The 12,538-nt window shown below is 44.7% G+C and carries 9 protein-coding genes and 1 pseudogene; 7 read left to right on the top strand and 3 right to left on the bottom strand.

What is annotated here, in order from left to right:
* Positions 1-183 precede the first annotated feature (183 nt).
* Both BCT81_RS12775 and BCT81_RS12780 read left to right on the top strand, forming a co-directional pair.
* Entirely contained in the window at positions 184-1,125 is a 942-nt protein-coding gene (locus BCT81_RS12775) for a triacylglycerol lipase (protein WP_102424657.1), read from the top strand.
* A 39-nt stretch (positions 1,126-1,164) separates the two neighbouring features.
* The gene (locus BCT81_RS12780) at positions 1,165-2,058 is read left to right on the top strand and encodes a lipase secretion chaperone (protein ID WP_102424658.1); all 894 of its coding nucleotides are present in this window, start codon (positions 1,165-1,167) and stop codon (positions 2,056-2,058) included.
* A gap of 100 nt (positions 2,059-2,158) precedes the next feature.
* Here BCT81_RS12780 and BCT81_RS12785 read toward each other — a convergent pair whose 3' ends face one another.
* Positions 2,159-3,802 carry a methyl-accepting chemotaxis protein gene (locus BCT81_RS12785; RefSeq protein ID WP_102424659.1) on the bottom strand — a complete coding sequence of 548 codons (1,644 nt, stop codon included), beginning with the start codon at positions 3,800-3,802 and terminating at the stop codon, positions 2,159-2,161.
* Positions 3,803-4,270: 468 nt separating this feature from the next.
* Between BCT81_RS12785 and BCT81_RS12790 the strand changes: the two genes are divergently transcribed.
* From BCT81_RS12790 to BCT81_RS12810, 5 genes are all read left to right on the top strand, one after another.
* Positions 4,271-5,092: a phosphate ABC transporter substrate-binding protein gene (locus tag BCT81_RS12790; RefSeq protein ID WP_102424660.1), complete on the top strand. Its 822-nt coding sequence runs from the start codon at positions 4,271-4,273 to the stop codon at positions 5,090-5,092.
* A gap of 112 nt (positions 5,093-5,204) precedes the next feature.
* Positions 5,205-6,134: a phosphate ABC transporter permease subunit PstC gene (gene pstC, locus BCT81_RS12795; protein ID WP_008215818.1), complete on the top strand. Its 930-nt coding sequence runs from the start codon at positions 5,205-5,207 to the stop codon at positions 6,132-6,134.
* Positions 6,135-6,149: 15 nt separating this feature from the next.
* Complete coding sequence (gene pstA / locus BCT81_RS12800) at positions 6,150-7,013, top strand: phosphate ABC transporter permease PstA (protein WP_032498030.1); 864 nt, start codon at positions 6,150-6,152, stop codon at positions 7,011-7,013.
* Between the two features lie 93 nt (positions 7,014-7,106).
* Positions 7,107-7,856 carry a phosphate ABC transporter ATP-binding protein PstB gene (gene pstB / locus BCT81_RS12805; protein ID WP_004737715.1) on the top strand — a complete coding sequence of 250 codons (750 nt, stop codon included), beginning with the start codon at positions 7,107-7,109 and terminating at the stop codon, positions 7,854-7,856.
* Positions 7,857-8,192: 336 nt separating this feature from the next.
* The gene (locus tag BCT81_RS12810) at positions 8,193-10,337 is read left to right on the top strand and encodes a GGDEF domain-containing protein (protein ID WP_102424661.1); all 2,145 of its coding nucleotides are present in this window, start codon (positions 8,193-8,195) and stop codon (positions 10,335-10,337) included.
* Positions 10,338-10,406: 69 nt separating this feature from the next.
* Here the strand turns inward: BCT81_RS12810 and BCT81_RS12815 are convergent, their stop codons facing one another.
* Entirely contained in the window at positions 10,407-12,086 is a 1,680-nt protein-coding gene (locus BCT81_RS12815; RefSeq protein ID WP_102424662.1) for a BatD family protein, read from the bottom strand.
* Positions 12,087-12,088: 2 nt separating this feature from the next.
* Positions 12,089-12,538 (bottom strand): annotated as a pseudogene (locus BCT81_RS12820) (hypothetical protein); the annotation flags it as partial.

Genomic DNA, 12,538 nt, shown 5'->3' on the forward strand with positions numbered 1-12,538 from the left:
CAGTTATTAATCAATTGATTATTTTATTTCTCGTTTGTTGTGACTTTCGTCGTTCAATGTTAATTGCAATTGTTTATTTCCAGTTCAATATCACAAATATAGAGTCACTCTTTTTAGTTTTATAAAATTATCACCTACGTTTTTGATACTCATCAGAGGTCTAACTTGTTTAAGGAAAGAGCATTGAAAAAGATATTAATTTGGACAATCGCCTGCCTATCCAGCATGGGGGTTTATGCAGGAACGAGCGCATCGGCGTTGGAAGTCAGTGGATACACTGAAACCAAATATCCCATTGTGTTGGTGCACGGCTTATTTGGGTTCGATACGTTAGCAGGTGTGGATTACTTCTACGGAGTGCCTGAATCCTTAACCAAAGATGGCGCGAGCGTATATGTTGCACAGGTATCAGCGACGAATAGCTCAGAGGTTAGGGGAGAGCAGTTACTGGCTCAAGTCGAGACACTTTTAGCGGCAACAGGGGCAAATAAGGTTAACCTTGTCGGGCACAGTCATGGTGGCCCTACGGCGCGGTATGTGGCCTCAGTGAGACCAGACCTTGTCGCGTCGGTAACGAGTATTGGCGGCGTTCATAAAGGTTCAAAGGTAGCGGATTTAGTTCGTGGAACCGTACCTGAAGGGTCTGTCACCGAGGGAATTGCGGTTAAGTTGGCGGGTGGTTTGACGACACTCATCAATCTATTGTCTGGTGGCACAGACCTCGAACAAGATGGCTTGGCATCACTAGAAGCGTTGACGACAGAAGGTTCTCTTGCTTTCAATCAATTTTATCCTGAAGGGGTTCCAACCTCTGCATGTGGTGATGGTGAGTGGCAAGCCAGTAACGGCGTTTATTACTACTCATGGACAGGGTCTTCCACTTTTACCAATCTTTTGGACCCGACCGATGCGGCGATGACAGTGCTAGGTTTAGCGTTTAACGAACCAAATGATGGGCTTGTTGGAGCTTGTAGTGCTCACCTAGGTAAAGTGATTGGGGATGATTACAAAATGAATCATCTGGATGAGATTAACGGTTTGCTGGGCATCCATCATTTGTTTGAGACTGACCCGGTAACATTGTATCGCCAGCACGCGAACCGATTGAAGTTGGCAGGCTTGTAGCTTGTCCTGATGATTCGTTAACACAATAAGGAAAATATAATGAATAAGGCCGCCATTTTTTCGATAACCACGATAGCCCTGATGAGTGCAGCGGCGGTCTTTATTTTATATCCAGTGGAAGAGGGCTTGAACCCAAGCGGTGACGAACGACAAAGTATCTCCTCGTTGAAAGTGAGTTCTCAACAAGATACTGATATTGATAGTGCATCGGCCAAAGACACTATGGATTACTTCGTCTCTGGACAAACAGAGCTAACCCTTGAAGATATTCGTAGCAACGTTGCTCAACATCATGCTCAATCACAAGGTGCGATTGTCGACGATGCCTTGTTTGCCAAATACCTTGATTACAAGTCGGCATTGACGTCATTGGACGTTCAGTTCGACCCCACCTCGATCTCTGTCGATGATCTACAACGCTTAAACCTAGCTTTACTCGATCTTCAGGCTCAGTTTTTTAGCCCGAGTGAGATAAGTATTTTATTTACTCACGATAACCAAATTAGGGAAATTGCCCTAGAAAAGCTTCGATTGAAGCAAGAAGGGTTGAATGAGCTGGAGTACCAACAGCGGTTAGATTCTTTAATCTCTGAGCAAGCCGATTATGTTCAAACGAGTCACAAGAATCAGGTGTTGCTTCAACAATTATCCAACTCTGAAGGGCTTGATCAGCAAGAGAAATACTTGAAGCGAAATGAACTAGTGGGTGATGAAGCGGCGCAAAGGCTTGAAGTACTGGACCAACAAAGAGCGGATTTTGAAGGTGCTTTAGAAATTTACTTAGCGGAACGAAAAGATATTTTAGACGACACTGGGCTAACACAGGCCGAACGACAAGAGACAATTGCGGAGCTCAGAGTTGCCCACTTTCCTTCAAAGCAGATCAGAAGAGTCGAAGCGATAGAACGAATTTGGGATGCAGAGCTTGAGTAGCGAGGTTTATTCAATGAAAGAGCCTATGAATAAAAAAAACCAGTCACGAGTGACTGGTTTTTTGCTACGAGGCGGGTTATTTCGACTATAAAGTCAAACCCTAAACCTTAAAGAAGCCCAACTGTTGCTTCTGTTGCTCGGCAAGGTTGGATAACTCATGACTTGCAGCAGCAGCTTGAGTAATCCCGGTTACGTTCTGGCTTACTAAGCTGTAGATGTTGGAGATATTGCGGTTGATGTCTGACGTCACTTGGCTTTGTTCTTCCGCTGCCGAGGCTACCTGAGTGTTAATTTCCGTCATGTCCGTTACCGAGTTGGCAATACCAGAAAGAGCCTCGCTTACTTCAGCTGCAAGTGTTTGGTTGTGCTCTAGCATCGCCAGTGAGCTGCTCATGCTCTCGTTCGCATTGCCAGATTGAACCTGCAAACCTTCGATAATGGTTTGTATCTCTTTGGTTGAGTCTTGAGTACGTGCCGCTAGCATTCGAACCTCATCGGCAACCACAGCGAAACCACGACCACTTTCTCCAGCACGCGCCGCTTCAATAGCTGCATTCAGCGCAAGTAGGTTGGTCTGTTCAGAGATGCTTTGAATCACCTCAATCACTTTGCCTATCTGTTCTGAGTGCTCTTTCAGTGTTCCCACAACATTCGCTGCTTCACTAAGCTGAATAGCCATTTGCTCATTGGCTTTGTTGCTTTCGTTAAACAAACTCATGCTGTGCGTTGCCATTTCGTCGGCTTGCTTAGATGCCGAATCTGCTTGAACTGCATTTTCGTTAACGTGAGAAGCTGTGCTCTCCAATTGATTTACTGCAGAAGCAACTTGCTCAACTTCTTGCTTCTCTTGATCTGAGTTCACGCTTGATTGCGTCATTACTGCAGCCAGCTCTGTGGATGCAGAAGCGACTTCAATACTGATTCGAGAAAGTGAACTTACGGTGTCACGCAGTTGGTCTACCGATTGGTTTACGTCTTTTGCTAAGCGAGAGATTTCGTTGTCGCCGTACTCTTCTGCTTTTACTAGCAAGTTACCATTTGCGACTTCGCGCATAGTTGCCTGAATATTGCTTATTGGTTTAACAATGATGCTTGCGAGTACCCAACTGATGCCTAGTGCGACTGAAAGGATAACTAGCAGTGCTACCGTCGCCGTATCAAGTGTATTGGTATGTTGCTGACCATTGATGTCCACTTCTTTCGTTGCAAGTAAGTTGAGCTTTTTAGATAGGGTATTGATGGCTTGTACCATCTCGTTGCCAGCATGACGGTATTGGTCAATGGCCACTTGGTAACGTGCATCGAAGTCAGAAGACAGAGCTGAATTACCATGTTTTGCCTTTAATAGAGGAAGCATTGTTGTACGAGAAAAGTCGACATAATGATTCATCGCCTTACTCATCGCTGCTACTTCGTCTTGCATCCCCGGCACAGTGTTTAAGGAGTTCAGTAGACGAGTGTTCAGGTCGCGCTTTTCATTAAGAGTTTGAACCAAGGTTTTCACATCATCTGCATTGAACAAGCTGTAGATCGCTTTGATGCGCATACCGTAGCTGTTGTCGACGATTTCGCTGAGTTCTTCTTTATGTAGTATCAACTGGTCTGTTGCGATAGATACCTCTTTAAAGGCATTTTCTAGTTTGTCACCACCGATAATAACCCCCGTAAAAAGCAATACGACGGAAAAGAGTACAGGAATTAGTATTTGTATTTTTATAGATAAGCCACTGAGAAGTTGGCGCATGTAATGTCCCTCTTTGAATAAATAAATGAGCAGAAGCAATTGTTATTATTGTTATTAGTGGGTGATTCTAACTTCTGAGAATGACAATTCAATCAGTAATGGATTCAATTTAGATATATGTGATAGGTATTTGATAGGTAATGATTATTAATCGTTCAATTAAGCCTCTTGACCTTTATAAAGGTAAGGCTAATAAGAGGAGATCTAGACATGTTCTACGTAACGAACAGCAGTGATGGTTAATTGCGCAGGTTGTTTTAATTTGGTTGGAATAAATACTTAGTGCTTATAGAACAAGGTAATGTATTACTTTGAAGGCATCTAATAAGGAGAGAACAAGAAAATAAATTGCAGTTGTCATATAGGCTTCAATTTAGTGAAACACAACTGTCACATTCGGATTCTAAAGTGGGCACCGTTCAAGCAAACACAACATTACGGCAATAACGCCACTAAAGGAAATTTGTGATGAAAAAGACAGTTATCGGTGCAATCGCACTTCTAGGCGCTCTAACAGTGAATACAGCTTCAGCTAAAGAAACTATCTCTGTAGTTGGCTCTAACAGTGCTTCTCCACTGGTTGAAGTTTTTGCAGAAACCTACATGAATAAAGGCGAACCAGTGTTCATCGAAATTCAAGCACCAGGTTCTTCTGCAGGCATCAAAGCAGCAAAAAATGGAAGTGCTGACCTAGGTATCTCTTCTCGTGACCTTAAAGAAGAAGAGAAATCTGCTGACCTGAAAGAGCTAGTTATCGCTCGTGACGGTATCGCAGTTGTTGTAAACCCAAATAACGAAGTATCTGCTCTGACTGCTGAGCAAATCACTTCAATCTACAAAGGCGACATCACTAACTGGAAAGATGTTGGTGGTGCAGACAAGCCAATCGTAGCAATCACTCGTGATACTGCATCTGGTACACGTGGTGCATTCGAAGACATCATGAAGCTTAAGAAGAAGATCGGCGATAAGAAAGTATCGGCTATCTCTCAACGTGCACAAGTTGCTAACGGTAACGGCGCACTTAAAGTTTCTGTAGCAAGCAACCCATACGCAATCGGCTTTATCTCTCTAGGTACAGTTGACGAATCTGTTCAAGCTCTAACTATCGACGGCGCTGAAGCGACTGTAGATAACGTTAAGAACGGTTCTTACAAAGTTGCTCGTCCTTTCCTAGTACTTTACAAGTCTGGCGCTCCAACAGCTGAAACTCAACAGTTCCTAGACTGGATGGTTGCAGACGAAGCTCAAGCTATCGCTGGTAAGAAAGGCTACATCACAGTTAACTAATCTTAACTGACTCACTTTAAATTATTGCTCAGCCTGACTTTAGGCTGAGCCTTTTCTTTCAACTTTGGTTATTTCGAGCTCTTTTTGAGCCACAAAGTTTGAGATTTTATATATGACCATCGCAAATAGTGAAAAGCTTATGAATACTGAAGCGACTCAAATCAATAAGCCGAGTCTGCGCACCAAGAAGCGCGTTGACTGGAGAGAAAGAATCTTCCACGGCTTGTTCTTATCGAGTGCTGTAATCGGCATCGTATCACTAGCCGTTATCGCTTACTTTATCGTTGCAGAGAGTATCCCTGCATTCCAAGAAGCCGGTGTTTCTGGCATCGTTTTGGGTGTTGACTGGTTACCTCCAGCTCTATTCGGTGTTGCAACCATGATTGTTGCATCGATTGTGTCGACACTAGGCGCTGTAGTTGTTGGTGTTCCAGTAGGTGTACTAACCGCTATTTTTATTGCTGAGATTGCTCCTAAGCGTCTTGCAGATATTATTCGACCAGCAGTTGAACTTCTAGCGGGTATCCCGTCGGTAGTTTACGGCTTCTTTGGTCTGGTAATTATCGTTCCAATGATTCAGAACATCTTCTCTGTACCAGCGGGTAACACCATCCTGGCAGGTATCATCGTTCTGGGTATCATGATTCTTCCTACCGTTATTACGGTTTCTGAAACTTCGATTCGTGCAGTGCCACGCACCTATAAGGAAGGTTCACTTGCATTGGGTGCTTCTAAAATCTACACGATTTTTAAGCTGCTCGTTCCGGCCGCTCGTTCAGGCATTATGACTGGTGTGATTCTAGGTATCGGTCGTGCACTTGGTGAAACCATGGCAATCATCATGGTGATGGGTAACGCTCCAGCAATGCCAGAAGGTATTTTGGACTCGGCTCGTACACTAACAGCGAACATTGCGATTGAGATGTCTTACGCAAGTGGCGTTCACGCAAATGCACTCTACGCAACCGGTGTTGTACTTCTAGTGTTCATCATGATGTTAAATGGTGCTCTACTTTATCTTAACCGTGAAAAATCGAAGTAAGCGGGGATGAGTAATATGGATCTCGTAAAACTAAAACAAGCCCGTCAAACTAAAGATAACATCCTAAAGGGTTTTATCTGGGCGGCAGCAGCAGTCACTGTTGGTTTCTTATTCTGGATTATTTGGTACATCCTATCGAACGGTCTGCAATACGTAGATTGGAACTTCATCACTGACGATTACACTCGTACTGGTGAAGAACGTGGTATTTTCCCAATGATCATCGCCACGATCTACATGGTAATTGCATCGATTGCCGTTGCAGCACCACTGGGTATCATGACGGCAATCTACCTAACTGAATATGCGAAAGTGGGTAGCCGACTGGTTAAAGCGATTCGATTCTGTACTGAGTCTCTAGCGGGTATTCCGTCGATTATCTTCGGTCTATTCGGTATGACCTTCTTTGTATCGATTCTTGGTCTTGGCTTCTCGATTCTGTCGGGTGCACTAACGCTAAGTATCCTGATTCTTCCTGTAATCATTCGTACTACAGAAGAAGCATTGATGGCAGTACCACAAACTTACCGTGAAGGCTCATACGGCCTTGGCGCTTCAAAAATCTACACTATCTGGCGTTTGATCTTACCAAGCGCAATGCCAGGTATCTTAACTTCGGTCATTCTTAGTATTGGTCGTGTAATTGGTGAATCAGCGCCTGTGTTCTTAACAGCAGGTATGGTGGCACGTGTTCCTGAGTCGGTATTCGATTCTGGCCGTACACTAACGGTTCACTTATATAAGCTGACAACAGAGCTATTTACTATCGATGAGTGGAACCAAGCCTACGGCACGGCGACAGTCCTAATCGTATTGGTTCTCTTGATCAACATGGTTACAAAACTGATTGCAAGACGCTTCAACACGGCAACTTACTAAGCTCACTAGCTACTGGCTCAACAATAAAGAGAGCCCCCGTGATAAAGAAAGCATCAAGTTAGACACGAATTTAAGAATTTAGAGATTACGAACATGAACAAATTTGATATTGAGAACCTAGATCTGTTTTACGGCGACAACCAAGCGCTTAAATCTATCAACCTGCCAATTCCAACTCGTCAGGTGACTGCTCTGATTGGCCCGTCTGGCTGTGGTAAATCAACACTATTGCGTTGTTTGAACCGCATGAATGACCTAATTGAAGGCGTTACTATCAAAGGTAAGCTGGATATGGATGGCACGGACATCTACGGTAATATCGATGTCGCTGACCTACGTATCCGCGTAGGCATGGTATTCCAAAAGCCAAACCCGTTCCCAATGAGCATCTACGAGAACGTGGCATACGGCCTACGTGCTCAAGGTATCAAAGACAAAAAACACATCGATGAAGTGGTTGAGCGCTCGCTACGCAGTGCTGCACTGTGGGATGAAGTAAAAGACCGTCTAAAAGCGCATGCATTTGGTCTGTCTGGTGGTCAACAACAGCGTCTATGTATCGCACGTACCATTGCAATGGAACCAGATGTAATCCTGATGGATGAACCAACATCGGCTCTAGATCCAATCGCGACACACAAGATTGAAGAATTGATGGAAGATCTGAAGAAAGACTTCACTATCGTTATCGTAACGCACTCAATGCAGCAAGCGCGTCGTATCTCAGACCGCACGGCTTTCTTCTTAATGGGAGAGCTTGTAGAGCATAACGAAACCAGTGTTATCTTCAGTGAACCAAAAGATGATCGTACTAAAGGTTACGTAAACGGTGACTTTGGTTAATCGACGATTTACGTGTGGTATTTAAGCGATTAGATACCTTTACACACTAACTGAAACGCAGGTTAGATAATCGAATAGAACAACAGAATTATCACTATAACTATAAGCGATGGAAGTTTTGCCCCACTTTAGGTGGGGCTTTTTTATGTGTCTAAAAAAGCCCCAATGTCGATGTGATTTTGGGCAGAGAATCCCATTTTTGTCGTCCTTCTCATGCTTGTGATAATGTTAAAGTTGAAACTGCGACCCGCTTAACATCTCATTTTTACTTACATTGATTGCATATCAAGGCTTCTGTATTTTTGCTTTATTCTTAATCGCCAATGGAAGGAAGCTGTGCCTGTTAAAGCCTTTGCAAAACAAATATCTGCGACACGCGACCACCGTCTGTTGGCAGAGTCTCTTTTTGACTATCTGATTGAGGTGTTAGCTCCCAAAGGAATTGGCATATTTGCTGAGCCAACGCCAGAGAGCGACGCATTACCACTATTCTCTTACGGCGAACTCACCTCATTAGCGAACTATCCCGCTACATTTTGGCCTTGGGTTGCTCAGTTCGATACCGCGGACGGGGTTTTGCCAATGGCTATCAACACCTGTAAGTGGGAACACATGAAGGTACTTGGCGGTGAGTCATTCATCATGATGCTCGACAATGCGCCTGCCTCCAGAACTTATTTAATTGTTCAAAATTGCTGTACAGAGCAGATCAACCAGACTTTTGATCAAGACCTTGATGTACTTCAGTTAGCCGCAGCCCGTTGGCAGTGCATTCGCGCAGAGAAGAACGCTGCGCTTGAAATCAAACACAGAGACACACGTGAAGCTCAATATTTAGACGAGATAAAGCTACGTGAACTGTTTGTAGAGAACATGAAGCTGGTCCATCAGGTCGCGCTTGAGCTTTCCAATCCCGAATCACTCGATGCGTTGTATAAAGCCTCGGTTGAGGCTGTTCGAGATAGGCTAGGGTTTGATCGTGCGATCTTCATGTTGCTTGATATGAAAAAGCGTTGTTTCAGTGGTACTTATGGCACCGACGAAGCGGGTAAAACCAACAGTGAACACCACACACAGTACGATTTGCATCAACTTGAAGCGGAATACATTGAAGCGCTGTCTGATAATCATACTAATTTAGTCATCATCGATAATGCGCCCCTGTATACAGAAGGTAAGGTGGTCGGGCAGGGTTGGAATGGTATGCTTATCTTGCGTGAAGGCGACAAACCTGTCGGTTGGATTGCCATGGATAACTACATTCATCGTTCACCGATTACTAACTATCAAAAGCAGATGCTTGAGTCTTTTGGCTCTCTGCTTTCTCAGATCTACATTCGCAAGCGCCAAGAGCAGAACATACGTATGTTGCACTCGAGTATGGTTGAGCTGTCTCGATGCGATAGCGTCAGTGAAGTCTGTAAGTCTGCCGTTAGTTTTGCGATTCAACATCTAGGTATCGATCGGCTGGCGGTTTTCCTGACGGACAAAGAATGCAGTTACATGCAGGGTACGTGGGGTACCGACATCAAAGGCGATATTGTCGATGAGTCTTATTATCGCTCTGAGCTGGTGGAGCGTGACATTGTCGCGGCAGCACGTGCTTGTCCGAATCAAGTCGCGTTCGAAGAGTCGGTCCCGATTTATCACGATTTCAATATTGTCGGCGTTGGTTGGACGGCCATGACTATGCTCACCACAAACACGGGTGAGCCAATTGCGTTTATCGCTGCCGACAACTTGCTAACTCGTAGCCCGCTAACCTCACAGCTTCGAGAGGTCATACGTATCTTTGCTTCAAGCCTTGCTGAGGTGCTGCAAAGAACCATGGCTCAAGAAGAGCTGAAAAAACTCAATGAAACACTGGAGCAAGAAGTCAGTAAGCGTACCCAAGAGCTAGAGTTGGCGAATGAACAATTGGATATCATTTCTAAACTCGACCCTCTGACACGCCTTGGAAATCGCCGTATGTTGTCGCAGGTTTTAGAAGACTTGAATTGCAACGATCAAGGTGCGTTTGCCTCACAGAACGAAATTACATTTGGGTTGATTCTTGTCGACCTTGATCATTTTGGTTTGTACAACAGTGTCTACGGTCATACTGAAGGGGATGCGGCTCTGAGGACAGTAGGTGAGATACTGAATGCCCATGTTCACAATGATAAAGAAACCTTCTGTCGGATTGGCGGAGAGGAGTTTATGTTGTTGATGATTGGCACGAATCACTCAGAGACAAAGCAACGTGCAGAGTCGATTAGGAAATGCATTGAAGAGGCAAAAATCCTGCATTGTGAAAGTAGTACCAGCCCATATTTAACGGCATCCGTTGGCTATGCCTCGATAACGTCTGACCAGCATCAGTTCGATTTTGATTTGTTGTATGGCAAGGCAGATAAAGCCTTGTATCAAGCCAAAGATTCGGGGCGAAATCGAATTGTTTCTGCATTAAAACGTAAAAAAGTCACAGCCTCTCTTTCTTAAAACAAAGGCCGTTGATCTTCATATGATCAACGGCCTTTGTGCTTGACTGTTCTTGATGAGCAGTGTCGACTAAAGCTTTTCTAACGAGCTATTATGCTTTTTACTCGCGACTCTCTTGGGCTTCTTCACCGTTTTGATTGCCAGATCAGGACTCCATGTTTGGGCTGATGAACCGGCTTCACCGTAAAGGCTTTGGTTTAGGTTGGTGAGTTCGGCTTCAAGGGTTTGCAATGCCTCATTACTTAGATCTGAATTTTCAGATTTCCATCGCTCAAATAAGGTTCTGGTCAGCACGCCATCTTTCGTTCTTAGCGCTTCAATAAGTGCTTCTGCGGTATCTGATTTACGTTCAACAGTGTATGTTGGTTTTGTCGTTACACCGCGGCGTGACCAGAAGTAGAAGGCCATCGCAGAGCTAATCAACCATAAAGCAGCAAATAGGGCGGTGAGATAAGGCCAGAACCCTGGGTTATCGACGTTAATCACCGTTGGCGCTGTTTGTTGGAGCGGCGCGCTAGCAACAGGAGGTGCGCTTGATACAACACGATCACTTGCTGTTACTGTTAGCTCTAGGCCCTGAGCTTTACTGGTTTGTTCTGATTGGGCATCAGTATTGAACCAAGCTTGGGAAACGTCAGGAAGCGAGATGTTTCCTGCTTCTTTTGGGATTAGAACCTGTGTGTACACTACAACTGCATCGCCGGACTTTGTGGTACCCAATTGTGGCTTTTCTTCATAAACACGAACCGATTTAGGGTAGGTGATATTCAGTTTTGGTAGTTGGTGCTGCGTTAAGTTACTCGCCGTCATGGTAATAGTACGAGTTAACGAATCACCCGCTTCCATTTCGATGGCTTGCTTATCGCCTTCTAACCCTTTGTTACCGGTTAATTCGTTACCTTGGCTATCAGACCATTGCTGTATCAATTTGAAGTTTGATGTTGGTAACCACTCACCCTTGTAGCCTTTTGGCACATCCTTTACGGTGACATCTAAGGTTTCAACGGGTGTGTCGAGTTGGAACAAACGTGTTGTACTGGAGTTGTTGGTTGAGTAGACAACAGCTCCTGTTAGCTTCGGCCCGTTCAGCTTAAATTGACCTGCTTTTTGCGATGAGATACGGAATGACTGTTGAACTACCGTCACCTCCTTTCCATTGAGAACGTCTTGAAATTGCTTCGATTCCCCAATAGGTTCCACATCTAAGCCTGAAGAGCTCGGTGGCGCGATTATCGGATCTTGAAGCCTTCTTGGGTCTGCTTTAATGATCAGCTTTACATCAAGCTCTGCGGTCTCTTGTGGGTATAGTGAGCTCTTACTTAGGTTAAGTTGAAACTCAGCCATATCGTGTTGAGTTGGCGCCGCTTTATTAACGGCTACATTGATGGTGATGGGCTTGGTTTTAGCCCCTTCAATATCAAAACTAGGGATCTGTACCTGGCCTAAGCGCAGTGGAGCAAGGGTGATGTTCCACTCGCTTGACACCGAACGGCTACCATTAATGATGCGCATCGATGACCCAAAGCTTGGTGTGCCAACATAGAAGTCTTGCTGAAGCGCGGTGAGATCTAGAGCATCAGAAGAGACCTTCTCGTCGGTGGTAACTCTCAGTAGGAATACTTCATCTTTGGTGACACTGTTCTGTGAAACACTTGCTACGGCATTAGCAGCCAATGCTGAAAATGACGAGAAAGCGCCCAACAGCAGTGTTAGGGCTATGGATAAAAATGGCTTATTTAGAAATCGCATGGTTACCACTTTTTGTTCTGGTTGTTAGGAGCACTTTTTTGTTGTGCTTGTAAAATCATTTGCGCTTTAAGCAGTTGGCTTGGGTCACGCGCACTCTCTACTTGCTCAAGCTTTCGCATATCCGGGTCACTCGATAGCGGTTGCCCTGAGGCCTGTGCTACAGCTTGTTGAGCATTTTTATCACCTTTTTCGCCTGAAGCTTGCTGTGCGCTTGCACTTTGAGGCTGTGGCTTATCCTGCTCTTTTTCCTCAGACTGGTTTGCTGTACTTGGCTCCTTAGATTGCTCGCCCTCTTGTTTGTCTGCGTTTGCACTCGATTGGTCTTCTGCTTGCTCTTGGCTTGTGCTTTGAGGTTGGCTATCAGCTTTGCTTTGCGAGTTTTCATTGTCTGCAGAGTTTTGCTGTTGATCCTGTGAGCCTTGCGAAGAATCATTTTGCTGACCTTGCTGACC

The organism is Vibrio sp. 10N.261.52.A1 (genome assembly GCF_002876325.1).
In the GTDB taxonomy this organism is placed as follows: Bacteria; Pseudomonadota; Gammaproteobacteria; order Enterobacterales; family Vibrionaceae; genus Vibrio; species Vibrio chagasii.